Source organism: Klebsiella sp. PL-2018 (genome assembly GCF_019048985.1).
Lineage (GTDB): Bacteria > Pseudomonadota > Gammaproteobacteria > Enterobacterales > Enterobacteriaceae > Klebsiella > Klebsiella michiganensis.
In genome coordinates this window covers 2,430,239-2,449,860 of the sequence record NZ_CP077673.1, presented here as the reverse complement: position 1 = coordinate 2,449,860, position 19,622 = coordinate 2,430,239, and the positions used below count along the sequence as shown (strand labels likewise).

Sequence of the window (19,622 nt, the reverse complement as noted above, 5' to 3'; positions counted from 1 at the left end):
CGCCCCGGATAACGCCTTGCCTTACCAGTCCTCACCCTGGCCAAGAATGCGCAAAATATCCTGCCGATGCTGCAGCAGCAGCGGATTGTCGCGATGGCGGGGATACGTCAGCGGAAGCGCAAACTCGGCGATAATCCGCCCCGGTCGCGGCGACATGATTAACACCCGATCGCACAGCAGCAGCGCCTCTTCGATATCGTGGGTAACCAGCAGGCTGGTATAGCCCTGCTGCTGCCACAGGGCGATCAGCTCCCGCTGCATGCTGATGCGGGTAAGGGAATCCAGCTTGCCCAGCGGCTCGTCGAGCAGCAGCAGACGCGGCTCATTCAGCAGCGCCCGGGCCAGCGCCGCACGCTGCGCCATCCCGCCGGAAAGCTGGCGCGGCCACGCTTCGCTAAACGCCTGCAGCCCCATTCGCGAAATCAGCGCATCGGCCTTTGGCTCAAGCCCCTTTTTCCCCTGCGCCTGCGGTCCCAGCAGCACGTTTTGCCGCACCGTCAGCCACGGATAAAGGGTCGGATCCTGAAACACCAGTATCCTTTCGGGCCCCGGTCCGCCCATCGCCGCCTCATCAATCTGAATTTGCCCGGCCTGCTGCGGCTCCAGTCCCGCCAGCAGCCGCAGCAGAGTGGATTTACCGCAGCCCGAAGGACCGAGCAGCGCGACGCTCTCTCCGGGCCGCAGCTGCAGGCTGATATTCTCCAGCACCGGCACCGTCTGTTTGCCAAGGCTAAAAGCGTGATGCAGATGGCTTATCGACACCGCCGCGCCGGTCGATGCCGCCTGAGAAGTGGCGTTCGCGGTTACCATTGCATCCCTCCCCGCTGCCAGCTCAGCAGCCGGTCTCGCACCATAAACAGCCCGCTAATCAGGCCGGAGCAGAGCAGCGCCATCACCAGCAGCGCCGCGTACATATTGGGATAGGCCGCCCAGCCCTGCGCCCACTGGAGATAAAAACCGATACCGGATTTCACGCCGACCATTTCGGCGACGATCAGCACCGAAAACGATGCGCCAAGCCCCATAAACAGGCCGACAAAAACGTTCGGCAACGCGGCGGGGATCGCCACGCGCAGGATCAGGAAACGCTGGCTGGCGCCCAGGGTTCGCGCCACGTCATACCACGCCTTATCGATGCCGATAACCCCGGACCAGGTCAGCACGGTCACCGGGAACCAGGTGCTGAGCGCGATCAGAAACACGCTGGCGCCGAAGCTGGAGGGGAAGATAAACAGGCACAGCGGCAGCAGCGCGGTGGACGGCACCGGCCCCAGCAGACGCAACACCGGATGCACCCAGTAGCCGATCCGCTGGGACCAGCCGATCGCCAGCCCGCTGATAAAACCGCAGCTGGTGCCCAGCAGCACCCCGAGCCCGAGCAGCCCCAGCGAATGCAGAAGGCTATCAAGCAGGCGCGGCCAGTCATCGTGCAGCACCTCAATCAGCGCCTGCGGCGGCGCGAAAAACGGCACCGGCAAAAACGCCGTCTTGGCCGTCAGTCCCTCCCACAGCGCAAAAAGCAGCGGCAGCAGCGCCAGCCACTTTCCGGCATGCTGCAGGCGAGTCCCCCGCTGCCGCCAGTAGCGGTAGCTCAGCGCCAGCAGCAACAGTCCGCCGCCAAGGGTGAACTGCGCCAGCGCCCACCCTTCGCTAAACGGCCAGCGCCGCCCGGCATCGGGCCAGGCCAGGGTAAACAGGCCGCCCAGCAGCCATAGCGCGGCGGCAAGCCAGCCTTCCTTCCACAGCGGCCTACCGCTTGCCGGGCGCGTCAGCACCCGTTCAGGCGAAAACGTTGACATAAATGCTCTCCGCAAACTGATGGGGATCGGTTCCCGGTTTAATGACCTGCACCCGCTGAAGATCCACGGCGTACTGGGTCAGCTCTTTGACAAACGCCTCGCCCACCGCATGATGGCCGTGCCCCTGGCCGTGGAGAATTCCGCTGACCTCCGCCTCATTGGTATTCAGCGCATGGGCGAGGAAGGATTGCGCCACGCTCTCCGGATGCGCGGCGGCATAGCTGTGCGCCTCAAGAATCGCCTGGGTGAGCGCGGCGGCGGCCGGTTTATGATCGCGCGCCAGGCTACCGCTGACCCCCAGTACGCAGCAGCTCAGGTTAGCGTAATCGCCGGTCATATTGCTGGCGATAAGCTGATATTTACCGGTGTCCAGCAGACGATAGCTGAAGGGTTCGCTGCCGCTGATGGCGGCAATTTCGCGTTTATCCAGCGCCACGCTGAGTAAATCTGCCGGATAGACTTTCCACTGCACATCGCTTATCGGATCGATGCCGTGGCGCTTAAGCAAGATGGCGAAGAAGTTTTTATCCGGCCCGGCCATATCGGTGACGCCGATGGTTTGCCCCTTCAGGCTCTCCAGGCCGCCGAACGGCGAGTTTTTCGCCGTCAGCAGGTTCAGGCAGCCGCCGTGGGTTCCGGCGGTGAGCTTCACGTCGAAGCCCTGCTCCAGCGCCTTCAGCCAGCGCAGCGCCATCCCGACGCCGGCGTCGGCCTTGCCGGTGGCAATCGCCTCCAGCAGCACGTCCGTCGAGTTGCCGAAGTTAACGAACTCCACGTCGAGATTGTATTTACTGAAGATCTTCTGCTGCTCCGCGACGGCAACCGGCGCCAGGCACACCGCGCTTTTGTTAATCGCCAGCTTGATTTTGTACGGCTGCGCCAGGCGCAGGGCCGGGTGTTCCTCACCGCTCGCCATGGCCGCCATATCGTGAGCCCAAAGGGGCAGAGAGGCCCCGGCCAGCGCAAGGCTGCCGGTCAAGCGTAAGAAACGACGGCGAGATGTCATCATGGCGACACCTCCGCATGGGCCTGCGCGGCAGGCACGCTAAAGCCGTTATCAAACGTCGGCGTCACGTCCAGCTTTGCGCGGATCAGCCCGTTGGCGAGGTAAAAGTCCGCCGTCGACTGCTGCTGAGCGACCGTCTTCGCGTCCAGACGCAGCCACTGCGACTGGCGATTGGCAAACTGCGCGCGGGCGATATCCGCCGGGAAACGAATAATTTCCCCCAGCGTTTTACCGTAGCTATCGAGATTGGCGTAGGCCCAGCGCTCGGCGCCGGCCAGGCGATTTAGGTAATCCTGCAGCGCCGCGCGCTTCTGCGGATCCTTAAGGGCATCATCGGTTGCCGCCAGGAAAGTGTTACCCGGCAGCAGCCCTTTGCCGCTGACCAGAATCTGTCCCTCGGCGGTCTTCACCAGCTGCGTGGTATAGGGCTCCCAGGTCGCCCAGGCGTCCACCGAACCGTTGAGCAGCGCCACTTTGGCGTCCACCGGACCGAGAAACACCCACTGCACCTCTTTCGGCGAAATTCCCGCCTGCTCCAGCGCTTTCAGCGCCACAAAGTGGCCAATCGACCCTTTACCGGTAGCGATGCGTTTGCCTTTTAAATCCGCGGCGCTTTTCAACGCGCTGCCGGGCGAGACCAGCACCGCGGTGCCGGCCGGGTTGCTTTTATCGACGGCGATGGCTTTAACCGGCGCGCCGTTAGCCAGCGCGAACAGCAGCGGCGCATCGCCGATAATTCCCGCATCCACCGCCCCGGCGTTAAGCGCTTCCGCCAGCGGCGCGGCGGCCGGAAACTCGGCCCATTTAATCTCGTAAGGGAGATCCTGCAGGGCGTTGGCTGCCTCCAGCTGCGAACGCATGCCGCCTTTTTGATCGGCGATTCGCAAGGTGATTCGCTCCTGAGCCGCCGCATAGCCGCTCAGGGCCAGCAGCATAACCACCCCGGCTAAACCGGTAACATTAAGTCTGCGCATATGAATTATCCTTATTTTTGAAAAGCGTGTTTGCCGGCCGCCAGCCACGCGCTGTCGCTCTGCGGGGTATGTACCCGCCCGCACAGCACGTTGCGATAGTGGCGCTCCAGAGGATTTTGCCGACTCAGGCCATGGTTGCCGGTCAGCTCCAGCGCCAGGTTCACCGCCTGAATGGCGTTGTCGGTAATCGTGACTTTCGCGAGATTCGCCTCAATGGCGGAAAAGCCCAGCTGTGCGGCCTTTTCCAGCAGAGTGCGATTGACCAGTAGCCAGCCGTCAATCTGGCCGACTTTTTCCTGCACCCGCGGCAGACTGGAAAGGGGTTGCCCAAGGCTGCCCGGAATACGCGAACCCAGCCACGTTACCAGCCAGTCGCGGGCCGCCCGCGCGATGCTGTCGTAAATCGCCGCCAGCAGCGCCGTATGGCGGTTGGCAAACAGACGAAACTGTTCCGCATCAGGCGCGGGAGGCGCATCGGCGGGCCACACGTCCACCGCGTGCTCTGCGGCCACCCGGACGTTGTTCAGCACCACTTCGTGGCTGCCGGTTGCCCGCATTCCGGCGTGATCCCAGCTGTTCACCACGGTAATGCCCTCACTGTCGCGGGGCACCAGCCAGGTGCCGACCAGCGGCGGAGCGTCGTCGCTGCGGCCCCAGATGGCCAGCCAGCTCAGCCCCTCAATACCGGTGGTATAGATTTTATGGCCGTTAATCTGCCACCCTTCCGCGCGGCGGGTCGCCACGGTTTGCGGCAGGCCGCCGCGCGCCGGGGAGCCCAGTTCCGGCTCCACGCGCAGGCTGTTGATCAAGCCTCCCCGCTCGACGGCATCGTGAAAAACCCGCTGGCGCAGCGGCTCGGACCAGTTCTCGTTTTCCGCCAGCCGCAGATGGTGCAGGTACTGCATGCAGACGATCAGCGCCGTCGCCGGTTCGCCCCAGGCGATGGCCGCAATGGCCTGCTGAAGCTCAGCTAAGCCGGCACCTGCCCCGCCGTACTGCTGCGGCACGGCGAGGCTTAAAAAACCGCGCTGGCGCAGACGGTCGATATTGTCGCGGGGAAAGTTGCCGCTGGCGTCGAGACTGGCCGCCTGCTCCGCCATCAGCTGGCGAACCTCCCTCAACCGCCGCGCCCAGTCATCGCTTGTCTGACCGATCACGAGGCGCGCTCCGCCACGGCGCGCAGGGCGGCTTTTTCGCGGGCGATCGGCAGCAGCGCTTTACCGTACTCCTGAGCATCGTTGAGCGGATCGAACCCGCGGATCAGGAAGTTGCGCACGCCGAGGTCGTAGTAATCGAGCAGCGCGTCGGCGACCTGTTCCGGGGTGCCCACCAGCGCGGTGGAGTTGTGGCCGCCGCCTACCAGCTGCGCGATCCCGGTCCACAGGCGTTTATCCACCACCTTGCCCTGCGCCGCCGTCGCCCGCAGACGCTGCGCCCCGACGCTGTCGGGCTTGGCTTTGAAACCGCCTCCGCTCTGCGCCGCCCGCTCGGTGGCGACGTGCAGGATATGCTCGGCTTTCTCCCAGGCCTCGGCTTCGGTCGCGGCGATAATCGGCCGGAACGAGACGCTGAAGTCGATTTCGCGCTGATGTTTCGCCGCCTCGGCCCGCACGCGCTGGATGGTTTCCGCGGTTTGCGCCAGCGACTCCCCCCACAGGGCGAAGACGTTGGCGTGCTTGCCGGCCACGGCGATGGCCGCTTCCGACGAACCGCCGAAATAGAGAGGGATATGCGGTTTTTGCAGCGGGCGAATGGCCGACCACGCCTGTTCCGCCTGATAAAAGTCATTGGCGATATCCACCGGCTGTTCGGCGGTCCACACCTTGCGGACGGTCTCAAGGAAGGCATCGGTACGCGCATAGCGCTGGTCGTGATCGAGGTAATCACCGTCGCGGCGCTGCTCGGCGTCATTGCCGCCGCTGATGATATGCACCGCCAGACGGCCGCCCAGCAGGTGTTCAAGGGTAGCGAACTTACGCGCGGCGAGGGTCGGCGAGACAAAACCGGGACGATGAGCCAACAGGAAGCCGATCTTTTGCGTCGACAGGCCCGCCAGCGCGGTCACCAGGAATCCGTCGGGTTGATCGGACCAGTGGCCCACCAGCAGGCGGTCAAACCCGGCGGCCTCGTGGGTTTGCGCGAAACGCACGATGTAATCGCGGTCAAAAATCGGGCCGACCGGGGCGATGGTTTCCGAAGACAGGCGGTGGCCGATCATGCCGAGAAATTGAATGCTCATGCAGAACTCCTTGTAGCAGGATAATGAGTGGGCCGCCGCGGCGGCGCGTTTTCTTTACCCTATACACGGGCTCTTAATGAACAAAATGCATTTTTATCATATCTTAATATGCGAGATAAGCATTTATAAAAATTATATATACGTTTCAGCCAGATACGTTTAGCTGCTGAACGACTTTGCCGGCGAAAAAAGTCAGCGGCTGGCTCAGATTAGCCAGATTCTGCGCGTGAACCAGCCACAGATGCACCTCGGGCTGGAAATCCGCCAGCGTCAATACCGTCACCTCGTCGCGCCACGGGCTGGCGGCCAGCGCGGCGCGCGGCACCAGGCCAAGCCCCAGCCCCTGCGCCACGAGGCTGATTTGCAGCTGGGCGCCCGCGGTCTCGACATTCAGCGCCAGACGCAGCCCCTGGGAATGCAGCTCGCGGATCAGCCCGGCCCGCAGGCCGCAGCCGTCGGGATTGAGCACCCAGCCTTTTTCCGCGCAGTCGCGCAGCGCCCCGGCGTGAAGACGCCAGCTTTTAGCCGCAATCACCACAATATCCAGCGGGCACAGCAGGCGCCCGCCGTAGCCCTCAGCAAAGCGTTGCTGTTCCGGCCCCATCGCCAGTACGCCGTCCAGCTCGACGCTTTCAAGGCGCTTTTGCAGCAGCCCGCTCCAGCCGCAGGTCACCTGCGGTCGCAGGGCGGGAAACTGCTGGCGCAGCGCGCTCAGCGCCGGCTGCAGGGCAATTTCCGCCACGCTCTGCGGGACCCCGAGACGCAGGATACCGTGCGGCTCGGCCTCGGGGTCGAGCAGGCCGTACAGCTTTTTGGTCTCCCGCTTGATGCTCAGGCACTGCTCGTAAACCCGGTGCCCGGCGGCGGTCAGGGTGAGCGGCCGGGTCTGACGCTCCAGCAGCGTTACGTTGAGGGTTTGCTCAAGACGCTGCAGACGACGGGTAATCGCCGATTGGGTAATACCGAGATATTCCGCGGCCTGGTTAAGCGAGGAGAACTGCACGGTGGCCAGCAGTGCGTCAATGTCGTCGATGCGCATAGCGTCCTTAAAGCCTGGCCCATCAGAGCTATTTTGCTTGCCATTTTGAACCTGGGCAGTGCTCAGACAAAACTCATAGAGTTTTGAACGCCTTCAGGGCGGCCCGAAGGGGGAGCGTAGCGAATAATCCTCACGTACTACGTGTACGCTCCGGTTCTTCCGCGCTGGCCGTGTTCAAACTGTCTACGCCAATAACGCTTGATGGGTAGGCTATCAATGTTATTTTTGCATATTAATATATGCGGAAATTGCATTTTAATTATATTAACGCCTTTGCTAGCGTAAAGACCAGTCCCGACAACAGGAAGCGACCATGACCGCACCGCGAGTGGAAAAATTACGCCAGTTTATTCAAGACCTTGATGCCCTGCATCGCGAATTTACCGATGAACAGCCCCTGCTCGACGCCGTGGCCCTGCGCCTGGCCGCGCTGGTGAAAAAGGATGACTGGCTGCCGGAGGAGTACACCCTGCCGCATCCCCACCACTATCAGCAGTATCTGCTGCATGCCGATTCCGGACAGCGTTTTTCCATTGTCAGCTTCGTCTGGGGGCCGGGGCAATCGACGCCGATTCACGATCATCGGGTGTGGGGCGCCATCGGCATGCTGCGGGGCGCGGAGGAGAATCAGCGCTACCGCCTGGACGAGCGCGGCCAGCCGGTGGTCAGCGGCCTTGCTGAACGCCTTTCCCCAGGCGAAGTGGAAAAAATCTCTTCCCGCGACGGCGATATTCACCGGGTGAGCAACGCTCTCGCGGATAGCGTCTCGATCAGTATTCACGTTTACGGCGGCAATATCGGCGGCGTCAGGCGAGCGGTTTATACCCCGGAAGGCCTCGTCAAACCTTTTGTCTCCGGCTACTCCAACCGCCACTTACCCAATATCTGGGATCTCTCAAAGGATAATTAATATGCCCACCTGTTCTTATCGCCCGGCCGCCCAGCTGCGCCAGGCGCTGCTTGACGGCGCCGAGCTGGCGCTGATCGACGTTCGCGAAGAGGCCGACTTTGCCCGCAGCCATCCGCTGTTTGCCGCTAATCTGCCGCTCAGCAAGCTGGAGCTGGATATTTTTCGGCGCGTGCCGCGCCTGACGACGCCGATTACCATCTATGACGGCGGCGAAGGTCTGGCGGAGCGGGCCGTCGAGCGCCTGCAGAGCTGGGGCTACGAAGATGTCGCCCTGCTGGAAGGCGGCCTGCCGGGGTGGCAGCGCAGCGGCGGAGAGCTGTTCCAGGATGTGAATTCGCCGAGCAAAGCGTTCGGCGAGCTGGTGGAGAGCGAGCGGCATACCCCCTCGCTGAGCGCCGGGGAAGTGCAGGCGCTGCTCGATGGTCAACAGGAGGTGGTTGTCGTCGACGCGCGCCGTTTCGATGAGTATCACACCATGAATATTCCCGGCAGCATCAGCGTGCCCGGCGGGGAGCTGGCGCTGCGCATTGAGGGCCTGATTCCGTCATCGCAGGCGACGGTGATCGTCAACTGCGCGGGGCGCACGCGCAGTATTATCGGCACGCAGTCGCTGCGCAATGCCGGTTTGCCCAATCCGGTCTACGCGCTGCGCAACGGTACCATCGGCTGGACCTTAGCCGGGTTTGACCTTGAGCGCGGCCAGCAGCGGCGTTATGACGCCGATTTTCGCGCCCCAGCCGAACGCGCGGCGGCGGTGAGGCAGCTGGCGGAGCGCGCCGGCGTCGCCTTTATAGACAGCCCAACCCTTCAGCGCTGGCTGCGGCAGCCCGCCCGCACCACTTACCTGTTCGACGTCCGCAGCCCGGAGGAGTACGCCGCAGGTCATCTGCCGCTGAGCGTTAGCGCGCCCGGCGGGCAGCTGGTGCAGGAAACCGACCATTTCGCCAGCGTGCGCGGGGCGCGCATTGTGCTGATTGCCGATGACGAGATACGCGCGCCGATAACGGCGTCCTGGCTGGCGCAGATGGGGTGGGAAGTGGCGGTATTACGCGATGCGCGCGCGGAAGATTTTAGCGAGCGCGGTACCCCCGCAGGCCGCGTACCGCCGGGTCCGCAGGCGGAGGAGATTGCCCCGCAGCAGCTGGCGGCACAGCTGAGGGAGCCGGGAACCGTGGTGCTGGACTTTACCACCAGCGCCAACTACGTCGCCCGGCATATTCCCGGCGCTTACTGGCTGGTGCGTTCACAGCTGCGCCAGGCGCTGGAGGTGCTGCCTTCCGCCGAGCGTTACGTTGTCACCTGCGGCAGCAGCCTGCTGGCCCGCTACGCGGTGCCTGAGGTTGCGGCGTTAACCGGTAAACCGGTGCAGCTGCTGAGCGGCGGCACGCTGGCGTGGATTGACGCCGGGCTGGCGCTGGAGCATGGCGAGACGCATCTGGCGACGCCGCGCAGCGATCGCTATCAGCGCCCGTATGAAGGTACCGATAACTCACCCGCGGCAATGCAGGCCTACCTCGACTGGGAGTTCGGCCTGGTTGAACAGCTGAAGCGGGATGGCACGCACGGGTTTAAAGTATTGTGATGTCCCCCGCTCGCGCTGCGCTTAGCGGGGCTACGGGCTCACCGCCGTCTGCCATACCGTCGCCCGGACTGATGCGCAGCATCACCTCCGGGAAATTATGCCGCACCGCGCTCTGCTCCCGGGGGCGGCGCAAAGCGCCTGCCCGGGCTACAGGTCCACTGCCGTCTGCCATACCGTCGCCCGGACAGATGCGCAGCATCGCCTCCGGGGAATTATGACGCACTGCGCTCTGCTCCCGGGGGCGGCGCAAAGCGCCTGCCCGGGCTTGTATGATTACTCCGTCAGAAAGAACCGGCCAGTTCTCTCTGATGGCGGTCCGGATGCCGTGTCCGGGCTTAGGCTTTCGCGCCTGTTCCGTAGATCCTTTGCACCGGACCGCCGTTCTTTCTCATGTGATAAACCGGACAGTATCATGGACCGGCTTTCACCGGTAACCCGTATTTGCAAGGTTGGTTTCACTATGGAAAATGAACTCCACTTCATCGGTATTGATGTCGCCAAAGCTAAACTGGATGTCGATATTCTTCGCCCTGATGGCCGGCATCGCTGTAAAAAATTTGACAATACCCTCTCCGGACACGAAGCGCTGGTCCGCTGGCTTCGCGGCCATGACGTGAACCGTGCCCATGTCTGCATGGAGTCCACCAGCACCTACATGGAAGACGCGGCCGCGCATCTGAGTGATGCCGGGTATACCGTGTCCATCATCAACCCCGCCCTCAGTAAAGCTTTCGCACAGAGTGAGGGGTTGCGCAGTAAAACTGACAAAGTGGACGCCCGTATGCTGGCTCACTTCTGCCGGGAAAAACGCCCGTCAGCCTGGGAGGCCCCTCATCCGACAGAGCGGGCACTGAAAGCCCTGGTGTTAAGGCATCAGGCGCTGACAGAGATGCAGACGCAGGAGAAAAACCGGCGGGAAACCGCGCCGGAGGTTCAGCTGGCCAGCATTGACATCCTGCTGGGATGTCTGAGCGCGGAGCTGGCGCGTATCGAAAAACAGATAAAAGACCTGACGGATAACGACCCGGATATGAAACGACGGCGGAAGCTGCTGAACAGTATCCCGGGCATCGGGGAGAAAACAGCGGCTGTTCTGCTGGCGTATACGGGCCTGAGGCTGAAGTTCGGTACAGCGCGGCAGTTCGCGGCGTATGCAGGACTGACGCCGGTGCAGCATGAGTCGGGCAGCAGCGTGATGCGGGCGAGCCGGATGAGCAAAGCGGGGCCGGTTCAACTGCGCAAGGCGTTATACATGCCAGCGTTATCGGCGCTGTACCATACGGCGTGGGGAAAAGCGTTCAGGAAAAGGCTGGAAGAGAGCGGAAAGGGGGCAAAAGTCATCATAGGGGCGATGATGCGAAAGCTGGCGCAGGTGGCTTATGGAGTACTGAAGTCAGGAAAGGCGTTCGATGCCTCACAGCATGAGCTGTTGATAGCGTAACAACGTTCCCTGAGAAAAAACGACAGCACCAGAGAGTGCTGTCGTTGGTGTGCCTGTCATCCGGGAGCCGGAGAAAGTATCGGCAACTAAAAATGGTTGCAGGCGTTCACAGTATCTACAGGTCCACCGCCGTCTGCCATACCGTAGCCCGGACTGATGCGCGGCATCGCCTCCGGGGAATTATGCCGCACTGCGCTCTGCTCCCGGGGGCGGCGCAAGCGCCTGCCCGGGCTACAGGTCCACCGCCGTCTGCCATACCGTAGCCCGGACAGATGCGCAGCATCGCCTCCGGGAAATTATGCCGCACTGCGCTCTGCTCCCGGGGGCGGCGCAAGCGCCTGCCCGGGCTACAGGTCCACCGCCGTCTGCGAACCCGTCGCCCGGGGAAGGGCCGCAATCAGATCTCCGGGGTATTTTTAAAGCCCATCAGCATCAGCATCGGCTCCTGCTGTGAGTCCGCCGGGTCGAAATGGTAGCGATTGCCCTGGCGGTCGCCGCCGATATACCACGAGATCTCGGTTTTGCCTTCCGCCAGCGCCTTGCGCACCGCTTTATCGACATCCACCATCCGGTATTCGCGTTTGGAATTGAGGTACAGCGACGCCTCCGAGCTGTAGTTGCAGGGCGGGCGATGATTCCAGGTCACGCTGTTCGCGCTCCAGTCGTTGCTCGCCGGATAGAAAAAGATCTGATCCGCGCCGTTGGTTTCCACTTTTCCGCCGTAGATCCGCAGCTGATATTTAAACAGCGAGGCGTCCTGATCCTGCGGCAGCGGCGGGATAGGGAATTTCACCAGCGTCATGGTTTCCGGATTGTGCGTGCGCCCGCCGTTTTGCCAGTTATCGCTGACCACCAGGTTTTCCGGCGCGGGATGGGTGACCGTCGGCGCGGTGCTGTCCACCAGCGCATTCTCCTTCACCGTCGTGAAGCGATACGGCACCGCGCTGCCGCAGTCGATCCCTTTGTTCATGCAGCGCTCGGTCATATAGTGCGCCCCTTCCACCGTCCAGCCGTTCATAAAATCCGCGTGCGCCGTATAGATACTGCCCCAGCGCTCTTCGCGCTTCTCACCGTCCATGATCGGATCCAGGGAGAGCTGAATCTTCGCGGTATCCAGGGATGTAATCTGCGGCAGAACGTAGGCCACATTCATATTCACCGTCGGGATTTTCACCGGATAGTCGCTCGGACAGGCGCCGTTGACGTCGTATGCCGCGTTACTGTGTCCGTGAGCCGGTTTGAGGTTGACCCCATCCCAGCAGTTGGGGAACTGAATACCGATATTAAACTGTACCGCATCACCACCTTTACGCAGCCCACAGACTTCCCCGGCCTTGTTGCTGTAGCCTTTGCCGTTAGCGCACAAAAAGGTGATGCGCGAGCTGGGCGCCGAACCGTGGTGATCGCCCGCCAGCAGTTCGAGACCCGCCGGGAACGGGTGCAGCGGATACTGTTCCACTTTGGTGGTCTGATAGTAGGTTTTTTGATACGCCGGCGTCACCACCTGACCATCCGGCAGCTTCATCGACGGCACCCAGTAGGCGGAACCGTCGGCCTTGTTATCGCAGGTGGTTTCCGGCTGGTCGCGCAGCGTCTGATAGGTGGAAACCGCATCGGTATGGGTATTACCAAAAAAATCATGCCACATGGCCTGATTCGGTTTGCCGAACATCATGATGGCGTCATCGCCCAACGTATGGTGATAAGCGCAGACCACGTGGGCCTGCGGGCCGGCATGAGCGGAAAACGCGCCGGCAACCAGCAGCGGCGCGAGAGTTAAAGTGAACGCGTTCAATTTCATTTTGCAATCCTCCTTGTTTGAAGGAGTGCAGAGATAGCAAACGCCCGCCGATGTTACACATCATCAAACATCATTTCGTCTCATTGGCCCGCCCCATCAGGCTCGCGCATGATCCATGAGTACTGAAATGACTTCGGCGCCGGGAAATGCGTGCGCCGACGAAACGACCCCAGCCGCTGCGGCGTGCAGTAGGTGCAGCTCCCCAGCCACTCCATGTTTTCCTCCGGCACGCCCGCGCTGCGCAGCAGGAGGTGGGCAAAAGCCCGCAGATCGAACCACGCATTGTCGCCCGCGGTCGCTTTCGCCTGCTCCCCCTCCGACGCCGCCTGATGGGACTGGAAGAGCTGCTCCCGATGGCGTTTTGCCAGCTCGCCGGCGGGCATCGCCAGCAGCGCCTGGTAGAAGTCGCCGGTGACTTCATAGCAGCAGGGGTGAATATGCGGCCCGCTCACCACCACCAGATCTTGCGGGTCGACGTGATAACGCTGAAACAGCGCAAGGCTATTTTCGATAATCCCGCTGGCCGCGCCGCGCCAGCCTGCGTGCACGCTGCAGACATAGCGCCCATCACGCGACGCCATCAGCAGCGGCAGACAGTCGGCGGTCACCACGCCCATCTTTTGCCCGCTGACGGCGGTAAACATCGCATCGGCGTGGGGGCGCTCCGCCTGCGGCGCCCGATACTCATGTACGATATTGCTGTGAACCAGTTTAACCGGCGCCATTTCGCTATAGGGAAAGGCGGCGGTTTCATGAACGTCGAGAAAGGCGTAGCGGATACCGGGGATATCGCTCAGTAAGCGGGATGTAAAAGACATGATGCTCGGAAGAATCAATGGATGATGATTTAACCTATGCCAAAGTAGAGAGATGCGCAAGGCGGATTCCCGGGCTACCAGTCCGGTAGCCCGGGCAAGGCGCGGCTTTACCGCGCCGCCCCCGGGAATCAGCGAAAATGCTCAGGCCAGCGCCGTGCGCTTTTGTCGGCTCATCAGCCAGAACACCGCCGCGCCCGCCAGCAGAATGCCGGGAGCGGACGCGGCCATCACCCCGACGGTGCCGGTGCCCAGCGCCAGCATTTTGCCCGCCAGCAGCGGACCGCTCATCGCGCCGAGACGGCCAATCGCCACCGCCGTCCCCACGCCGGTGGCGCGGATTTCGGTGCGATAGAACAGCGGAGCCAGCGCGTAAAGCACGCTCTGGCCGCCGGTGGCAAACAGTCCGGCGACAAAGCCGGAGAAGAGCATTGCGGTCAGCGAGGACGCGGTCCCCAGCGCCAGCAGCGACGCCAGCATGCCGGTATAGATCAGCAGCGACATCCACAGCGGGCTGAGCTTATCCATCAGCGCCCCCAGCAGCAGCGTGCCGCAGGCGGCGCCGAACTGCAGGACAAACATCACCCCCGCCGCCTCGCTGGGGCTGAACCCCTGGCCGACTAGCAGCATCGGCAGCCAGTTGATCAGCATATAGACCACCAGCAGCGTGAAAAAATAGCACAGCCACAGCAGCAGCGTGGCGGTAGCGTTGCCCGGCGCGAGGAGCGTGCGCAGCGGCACGCCCCGCGCGCTGCGCTGAAACACCGGCGATTCCGGCAGCCAGCGCAGCAGCAGCGGCACCAGCAGCAGCGGAACGATACCGCCGATCCAGAACACCGTTTGCCAGGCCGCGGCAAGGCCGAAAAAGCCCAGCGCCGCCGCCAGCGCCGCGCCGATGGGGACGCCGCAGTACATCAGGCTGACCGCCCTGCCGCGAAAGCGGGGGCCGGCGGCCTCGGAGGTTAAGGCAATCAGATTCGGCAGCGCCGCGCCCAGGCCGACGCCGGTCAGCAGCCGGGCCAGCAGCAGCGTGGGATAATTCCACGCCAGCGCAGTAGCGATTGAGAACAGGCCAAAGAGCAGCACCGAGCCCAGCAGAATTCGCTTGCGGCCATAGCGATCCGCCAGCATGCCGCCCACCAGCGCGCCGGGCAGCAGGCCGAGGATCCCGGCGCTGAAAATCCAGCCCATCTGCATTTTATCCAGCGCGAACGCCTGCGCCATGCCTACGGCGGCGATGCCTGCCGCCTGCAGATCCAGCCCTTCCATCAGGGCCACCATAAAACAGAGCCCGACGGTTAACATCAGGCGCGAATTGCTTGCAGTCGTTGTTTGGGTCATAGGGTACCTTTGCGATATCCGGACAAGCGGAGCAGGTGAATGGCGGCTGATACGTTGCCAGCCGCGCGTTGCTTTTATTTGCTGCGGTTAAGCAGATCCAGCGCGACGTCGACGATCATATCCTCCTGACCGCCCACCATCCGCCGCTTGCCGAGCTCGACGAGGATATCCACCGCGCTCAGGCCGTAGCGCCCGGCGGCCGCTTCGCTGTGGCGCAGAAAGCTGGAGTAAACCCCGGCATAGCCCAGCGCCAGCGTTTCGCGGTCAACCCGCACCGGGCGATCCTGCAGCGGGCGCACCAGCTCATCGGCGGCGTTCATCAGAGCATACAGATCGGTACCGTGATTCCAGCCGAGCTTATCGGCGGCGGCGATAAACACCTCCAGCGGCGCGTTACCCGCCCCGGCCCCCATCCCCGCCAGGCTGGCATCGATACGGTCGCAGCCCTCTTCCACCGCGGCGATGGAGTTGGCCACGCCGAGACTGAGGTTATGGTGCGCGTGCATCCCGGTGGCGGTTTCCGGCTTCAGCACCGCCTTGAGGGCGCGGAAGCGATCGCGAATATCGTTCATGTTCATCGCCCCGCCGGAATCCACCACGTAAATACAGGTGGCGCCGTAGGATTCCATCTTCAGCGCCTGCTGCGCCAGCTGTTCCGGGGAGGTCATATGGCTCATCATCAGGAAGCCGACGGTGTCCATGCCCAGCTCGCGGGCGAAGGCGATATGCTGCGCGGAAACATCCGCCTCGGTGCAGTGGGTCGCCACGCGCACCACCCGCGCCCCGGCCTGATACGCGTTTTTCAGGTCGTGCAGAGTGCCAATGCCGGGTAGCAATAAAGTGGCGATCTTCGCCTGGCTGACCGACTCCGCCGCCGCCTCAATCCACTGCAGGTCGCTGTACGCGCCGAAGCCGTAGTTAAAGCTGGAACCCTGCAGACCGTCGCCGTGGGCCACCTCTATCGAATCGACGCCCGCGCAATCCAGCGCCCGGGCAATCTGGCGCACATTGTCGAGCGAGTATTGATGACGAATCGCGTGCATCCCGTCGCGCAGGGTCACGTCTGAAATATAGAGTTTTTTGCCGTTCATGCTGCTTCTCCCGCCGCGTCGTTCATCGCCTGGGCCATTTTTTCCGCCGTCGCCAGCGCCGCCGACGTCATAATATCGAGGTTACCCGCGTAGGCTGGCAGATAGTGCGCCGCCCCTTCGACCTCGAGATAAACCGCCGTTTTCAGGCCGGAGAAGCGGCCGACGCCCGGCAGGTTTACCGGTTTATCTTCCGGGATGACCTCAAACTGCACCTGCTGCTTCAGGCGATATCCCGGCACGTAGGCCTGCACCGCCGCCGCCATCTCGGCGATCGACGCGGCAATCGCCTGCTGCGATGCCGCTTCGCTCAGGACATAAACGGTGTCGCGCATCATCAGCGGCGGCTCCGCCGGATTCAGCACGATAATCGCTTTGCCTTTCGCCGCGCCGCCCACTTTCTCAATGGCCTGCGAGGTGGTTTCGGTAAATTCATCAATGTTGGCGCGCGTCCCCGGCCCGGCGGATTTGCTGGCAATTGAGGCGACGATCTCCGCATAGTGCACTTTTGCCACCCGAGAGACCGCCGCCACCATCGGGATGGTGGCCTGGCCGCCGCAGGTCACCATATTGACGTTGCCTTCGGCCAGATTGGCCTCGAGATTGACCACCGGCACGCAGTACGGGCCGATGGCCGCCGGGGTCAGGTCGATCACCCGGATCCCCGGCCTGGCTTCCCGCAGCGCGGCGTCGTTTTTCACGTGCGCTCCGGCGCTGGTGGCGTCAAAAACCACATCGATATCGGCGAATTCCGCCATCTGCATCAGGCCGCCAACGCCCTCGTGCGTGGTGGCGACGCCCATGCGCCGGGCGCGGGCCAGGCCGTCGGACTCGGGGTCGATGCCGACCATTACCGCCATCTCCAGGTGCTGCCCGTGGCGCAGAATTTTGATCATTAAATCGGTGCCGATATTGCCGGAGCCGATAATGGCGACTTTACGTTTACTCATCACTCTCTTCCTCTTTGGCGACAAAGGTCGCCGCCACTGAACCTAAACCGTCGATATGGGCGGCAAAACGATCGCCGGCGGTAATCGCCACCATCGGGCCTAACGCCCCGGTCAGCACGATATCCCCCGCCCGCAGCGGCTCGCCGAGGCTGGCCATTTTGCGCGCCAGCCACACCGCCGCGTTCAGCGGATGGCCAAGACATTCGCTGCCGCGCCCGCTGGAGACCTCTTCCTCGTTACGGGTCATGCGCATCGCGCAGTTTTTCAGATCCAGCCCATCCGGGCGCCGCGCCGGGCTACCCAGCACGTAAACGCCGCAGGAGGCGTTATCGGCGACCGTATCGACAAAGCCAATCGACCAGTCGCGAATACGGCTGCCGACCACCTCCAGCGCGGGAAGCACCCAGTCGATGGCGGCGTACAGTTCATCAAAGGTGGTATCGGCATGCGGCAGATCGCGTTTCAGCACCAGGGCGATTTCGGCCTCCACTTTCGGCTGCAGCACCCGGGAGAACGGCACATCGGCGTTATCGCCGTAGCACATGTCGGCAAACAGGGTGCCGAAGTCCGGCTGGTCAACGCCCAGCTGCTGCTGCACTTTAGGATGGGTCAGCCCCACCTTGCGTCCCGCCACCCGGCGGCCGTTCGCCACGTGGTGCTGCACGTTCATCCGCTGGATGGCGTAGGCCGCTTCCGCGTTGTCAACGCCGAGCGCATCGCGCAGCGGTTCAATCGCCTGGCCGCGGCGTTCCGCCTCACGCAGACGCTGCGCCAGTTGTTCAAGAGATAAGGTTGTCATCAGCACTCCTCAGGTACGCGCCAGAAAATCGAGCACCAGCTGGTTAAAGCTCTCCGCGTGCTCCCACTGCGCCCAGTGACCGCAGTCGCGATAGATATGCAGTTCGGAACCGTTAATGCCCGCCAGCAGGCGCAGCCCGGCGTCCATCGGTACAAAGCGATCGTTACGCCCCCAGACGATCAGGGTCTGCGCGCGGATTTCGCCGAGACGCGGGCTAAAATCCGGGAACTGCTTCGGGTTGGCTTCCAGGCTTTGGACGAAATTATCCAGATGCTCCCGGCGCGACAGCATATTATTGAGGCGCGCTTCAAACAGCGCGTCGGTCAAATCGCGGGTATCGAAGACAAAAATGTTCATCATCTTTTTCAGGTTTTCGATGGTCGGCTCACGGTACAGGCCGTTCAGCAGCTTGATGCCTTCCGTCGGCATCGGCGTAAACAGGCTCATGCCGCCGGTTCCGCCGCCCATCAGCACCAGTTTGCCGACGCGCTCCGACCAGCTGAGGGTAAAGGCCACCGCGCTGTGTCCGCCCATCGAATTGCCCAGCAGATGCACTTTGCTGATATCCAGCTGGTCAATCACGCTTTTCAGCACCCTGGCGTTCAGGTCGGAACGGGAGCCGCGGTTGACGATAGAATCGCTTTTTCCCCAGCCGGGACAGTCCAGCAGAATGACCCGGTAGCCCGCCTCGACCAGCGGGTCGATATTGCGGCTAAAGTTGGCCCAGCCGGTAGCCCCGGGGCCGGAGCCGTGCAGCAGGACCACGGTTTCGTCGCCCTCGCCGCAGTCATTAAAATGGATGCGTAATGTTTCTCCGCCCTCTTCCACGTTGAGGAAACGGCTGGTGGCGGCTTCGGTTTGCGGTTGGTAGCTCATCATATTCTCCCGTTAATTCAGTTCTGCGCGGCGGCGCTCAGCGAGCCAAATCCGGCAATCCACTCGGGGATTGGTCGGTAATAGCGGCCTTCGCAGCGCCAGCGGCCAAATGCGGATAGCGCGGCAAAGGCGGCCACCCAGGTTTTAATTTCGTGCGTCGATTTCCCGGCCATTGCCGACAGCTCTTCGTTACTGACGGCATCCAGCTCCGCCAGCCGCCCCTGCTCCAGAAGGCTCATAAAGCGGGTATCCCAGACGGGGTTGAGCGGATAGAGCGAGTTCTGGTCCTCGATAAACTGCTTCGCCGCGCTAATGACCCGCTGCTGGCGCAGTTCACGCTCGTCCGGCGGCAGCTGCCTGCCGCTGCCCAGCAGCCGGTCGCGCATATGGGCATCGGCCTTCGCCAGCTCCGGTACCGGCGGCTGATGCGACAGGCCGCCGGAGCCAAGGATTAATACCCGTTTATTGAGGGTGGTCAGGAAGCGGCCAATGGCTTCGCCCAGCATGCGGGTGCGCTGAAAGCCCGGCAGCGGCGACGCCACGCCGTTGATAAACACCGGCAGAACCGGCAGGGTATCCAGCCCGCCGAGCAGGAACTCCAGCGGTTGCGCAAAGCCGTGATCCACCTGCATGCAGTAGGAGACCGCCAGATCGATGCCCTCTTTCATCACCGCGTGGGCGCAGGCCTCCGCCAGCGCCGTCGGCACCGGCAGGACGCCGCTGGCGCTGCTGAAGTCGCCGATAGCGGTCGCCCCGATGCCTAAACAGAACGGCGGCATCACATCGTAGAAAAAGCCGTTGTAGTGATCGGGAGCAAACAGCACCACCAGCTCCGGGTCGAAGGCGGCAATGCGCGCCCGCGCGTCGGCGATGGTGCCGTTCACTTCGTCCAGCACCGCCTGTTCCGGGTCAACGTAGCCCACCAGCGGGGTATGGGAGAGGCAATGAAGATATGCGTTCAT

18 protein-coding genes and 1 pseudogene are annotated in these 19,622 nt (G+C 62.8%); 3 read left to right on the top strand and 16 right to left on the bottom strand.

Annotation, left to right across the window (positions count from 1 at the left end; translation table 11 throughout):
* Nucleotides 1-21 precede the first annotated feature (21 nt).
* The 7 genes and pseudogenes from MKleb_RS11335 to MKleb_RS11305 form a co-directional block, all read right to left on the bottom strand.
* On the bottom strand, nt 22-810 hold the full coding sequence (locus tag MKleb_RS11335; RefSeq protein ID WP_014838728.1) for an ABC transporter ATP-binding protein: 789 nt from the start codon (nt 808-810) through the stop codon (nt 22-24).
* Complete coding sequence (locus MKleb_RS11330) at nt 804-1,799, bottom strand: ABC transporter permease (RefSeq protein WP_014229684.1); 996 nt, start codon at nt 1,797-1,799, stop codon at nt 804-806. Before MKleb_RS11330 ends, MKleb_RS11335 begins: the two co-directional genes overlap by 7 nt.
* Nucleotides 1,780-2,808: an ABC transporter substrate-binding protein gene (locus MKleb_RS11325; protein WP_086544272.1), complete on the bottom strand. Its 1,029-nt coding sequence runs from the start codon at nt 2,806-2,808 to the stop codon at nt 1,780-1,782. The genes MKleb_RS11330 and MKleb_RS11325 overlap by 20 nt, the downstream gene beginning before the upstream one ends.
* Entirely contained in the window at nt 2,805-3,779 is a 975-nt protein-coding gene (locus tag MKleb_RS11320; protein WP_025108190.1) for an ABC transporter substrate-binding protein, read from the bottom strand. Before MKleb_RS11320 ends, MKleb_RS11325 begins: the two co-directional genes overlap by 4 nt.
* Nucleotides 3,780-3,790: 11 nt before the next feature.
* Entirely contained in the window at nt 3,791-4,879 is a 1,089-nt protein-coding gene (locus MKleb_RS11315; protein ID WP_051586044.1) for an acyl-CoA dehydrogenase family protein, read from the bottom strand.
* A 34-nt stretch (nt 4,880-4,913) separates the two neighbouring features.
* Nucleotides 4,914-6,018: pseudogene (locus tag MKleb_RS11310) on the bottom strand (LLM class flavin-dependent oxidoreductase).
* A 145-nt stretch (nt 6,019-6,163) separates the two neighbouring features.
* Nucleotides 6,164-7,057 carry a LysR family transcriptional regulator gene (locus MKleb_RS11305; RefSeq protein ID WP_025108192.1) on the bottom strand — a complete coding sequence of 298 codons (894 nt, stop codon included), beginning with the start codon at nt 7,055-7,057 and terminating at the stop codon, nt 6,164-6,166.
* A gap of 313 nt (nt 7,058-7,370) precedes the next feature.
* Between MKleb_RS11305 and MKleb_RS11300 the strand changes: the two genes are divergently transcribed.
* Nucleotides 7,371-7,967, top strand: coding sequence for a cysteine dioxygenase family protein (locus MKleb_RS11300; RefSeq protein ID WP_025108193.1), 597 nt, complete (start codon nt 7,371-7,373; stop codon nt 7,965-7,967).
* Nucleotide 7,968: 1 nt separating this feature from the next.
* Nucleotides 7,969-9,549, top strand: coding sequence for a rhodanese homology domain-containing protein (locus tag MKleb_RS11295; protein WP_217076664.1), 1,581 nt, complete (start codon nt 7,969-7,971; stop codon nt 9,547-9,549).
* On the opposite strand, the gene MKleb_RS11290 is transcribed toward MKleb_RS11295, so the two are convergent.
* Entirely contained in the window at nt 9,536-9,772 is a 237-nt protein-coding gene (locus MKleb_RS11290) for a hypothetical protein (RefSeq protein WP_217076663.1), read from the bottom strand. The two genes, MKleb_RS11295 and MKleb_RS11290, sit on opposite strands and share 14 nt — an antisense overlap.
* A 237-nt stretch (nt 9,773-10,009) precedes the next feature.
* Here MKleb_RS11290 and MKleb_RS11285 point away from each other — a divergent pair, with 237 nt between their 5' ends.
* A complete protein-coding gene (locus MKleb_RS11285; RefSeq protein WP_108703487.1) occupies nt 10,010-10,990 on the top strand; it encodes an IS110 family RNA-guided transposase in 981 nt (326 codons plus the stop codon).
* Between the two features lie 397 nt (nt 10,991-11,387).
* Here the strand turns inward: MKleb_RS11285 and MKleb_RS11280 are convergent, their stop codons facing one another.
* The 8 genes from MKleb_RS11280 to mhpB all read right to left on the bottom strand — a co-directional run bounded on the left by MKleb_RS11280 (nt 11,388) and on the right by mhpB (nt 19,622).
* Nucleotides 11,388-12,791 (bottom strand): CBM96 family carbohydrate-binding protein, encoded by a 1,404-nt coding sequence (locus MKleb_RS11280; protein ID WP_025108195.1) that lies wholly within the window; start codon nt 12,789-12,791, stop codon nt 11,388-11,390.
* Nucleotides 12,792-12,871: 80 nt separating this feature from the next.
* The gene (locus MKleb_RS11275; protein WP_025108196.1) at nt 12,872-13,609 is read right to left on the bottom strand and encodes a purine nucleoside phosphorylase YfiH/LACC1 family protein; all 738 of its coding nucleotides are present in this window, start codon (nt 13,607-13,609) and stop codon (nt 12,872-12,874) included.
* 141 nt (nt 13,610-13,750) lie between these two features.
* Nucleotides 13,751-14,947, bottom strand: coding sequence for a 3-(3-hydroxy-phenyl)propionate transporter MhpT (mhpT, locus tag MKleb_RS11270; RefSeq protein ID WP_025108197.1), 1,197 nt, complete (start codon nt 14,945-14,947; stop codon nt 13,751-13,753).
* Nucleotides 14,948-15,021: 74 nt separating this feature from the next.
* Nucleotides 15,022-16,038: a 4-hydroxy-2-oxovalerate aldolase gene (gene mhpE, locus MKleb_RS11265; protein ID WP_004851699.1), complete on the bottom strand. Its 1,017-nt coding sequence runs from the start codon at nt 16,036-16,038 to the stop codon at nt 15,022-15,024.
* The gene (gene mhpF, locus MKleb_RS11260) at nt 16,035-16,985 is read right to left on the bottom strand and encodes an acetaldehyde dehydrogenase (RefSeq protein ID WP_025108198.1); all 951 of its coding nucleotides are present in this window, start codon (nt 16,983-16,985) and stop codon (nt 16,035-16,037) included. Before mhpF ends, mhpE begins: the two co-directional genes overlap by 4 nt.
* The gene (mhpD, locus tag MKleb_RS11255) at nt 16,978-17,784 is read right to left on the bottom strand and encodes a 2-keto-4-pentenoate hydratase (RefSeq protein ID WP_025108199.1); all 807 of its coding nucleotides are present in this window, start codon (nt 17,782-17,784) and stop codon (nt 16,978-16,980) included. The genes mhpF and mhpD overlap by 8 nt, the downstream gene beginning before the upstream one ends.
* A gap of 9 nt (nt 17,785-17,793) precedes the next feature.
* A complete protein-coding gene (mhpC, locus tag MKleb_RS11250; protein ID WP_217076752.1) occupies nt 17,794-18,660 on the bottom strand; it encodes a 2-hydroxy-6-oxonona-2,4-dienedioate hydrolase in 867 nt (288 codons plus the stop codon).
* Between the two features lie 17 nt (nt 18,661-18,677).
* Complete coding sequence (mhpB, locus tag MKleb_RS11245; RefSeq protein ID WP_004851708.1) at nt 18,678-19,622, bottom strand: 2,3-dihydroxyphenylpropionate/2,3-dihydroxicinnamic acid 1,2-dioxygenase; 945 nt, start codon at nt 19,620-19,622, stop codon at nt 18,678-18,680.

Coding starts and splice junctions, on each gene's coding strand:
- mhpE (WP_004851699.1), bottom strand. CDS start 16,038: ATGAACGGCAAAAAACTCTATATTTCAGACGTGACCCTGCGCGACGGG.
- mhpT (WP_025108197.1), bottom strand. CDS start 14,947: ATGACCCAAACAACGACTGCAAGCAATTCGCGCCTGATGTTAACCGTC.
- MKleb_RS11280 (WP_025108195.1), bottom strand. CDS start 12,791: ATGAAATTGAACGCGTTCACTTTAACTCTCGCGCCGCTGCTGGTTGCC.
- MKleb_RS11330 (WP_014229684.1), bottom strand. CDS start 1,799: ATGTCAACGTTTTCGCCTGAACGGGTGCTGACGCGCCCGGCAAGCGGT.
- MKleb_RS11335 (WP_014838728.1), bottom strand. CDS start 810: ATGGTAACCGCGAACGCCACTTCTCAGGCGGCATCGACCGGCGCGGCG.
- MKleb_RS11320 (WP_025108190.1), bottom strand. CDS start 3,779: ATGCGCAGACTTAATGTTACCGGTTTAGCCGGGGTGGTTATGCTGCTG.
- MKleb_RS11295 (WP_217076664.1), top strand. CDS start 7,969: ATGCCCACCTGTTCTTATCGCCCGGCCGCCCAGCTGCGCCAGGCGCTG.
- MKleb_RS11305 (WP_025108192.1), bottom strand. CDS start 7,057: ATGCGCATCGACGACATTGACGCACTGCTGGCCACCGTGCAGTTCTCC.
- MKleb_RS11315 (WP_051586044.1), bottom strand. CDS start 4,879: ATGGCGGAGCAGGCGGCCAGTCTCGACGCCAGCGGCAACTTTCCCCGC.
- MKleb_RS11300 (WP_025108193.1), top strand. CDS start 7,371: ATGACCGCACCGCGAGTGGAAAAATTACGCCAGTTTATTCAAGACCTT.
- mhpD (WP_025108199.1), bottom strand. CDS start 17,784: ATGACAACCTTATCTCTTGAACAACTGGCGCAGCGTCTGCGTGAGGCG.
- MKleb_RS11325 (WP_086544272.1), bottom strand. CDS start 2,808: ATGATGACATCTCGCCGTCGTTTCTTACGCTTGACCGGCAGCCTTGCG.
- MKleb_RS11275 (WP_025108196.1), bottom strand. CDS start 13,609: ATGTCTTTTACATCCCGCTTACTGAGCGATATCCCCGGTATCCGCTAC.
- mhpF (WP_025108198.1), bottom strand. CDS start 16,985: ATGAGTAAACGTAAAGTCGCCATTATCGGCTCCGGCAATATCGGCACC.
- mhpB (WP_004851708.1), bottom strand. CDS start 19,622: ATGAACGCATATCTTCATTGCCTCTCCCATACCCCGCTGGTGGGCTAC.
- mhpC (WP_217076752.1), bottom strand. CDS start 18,660: ATGAGCTACCAACCGCAAACCGAAGCCGCCACCAGCCGTTTCCTCAAC.
- MKleb_RS11285 (WP_108703487.1), top strand. CDS start 10,010: ATGGAAAATGAACTCCACTTCATCGGTATTGATGTCGCCAAAGCTAAA.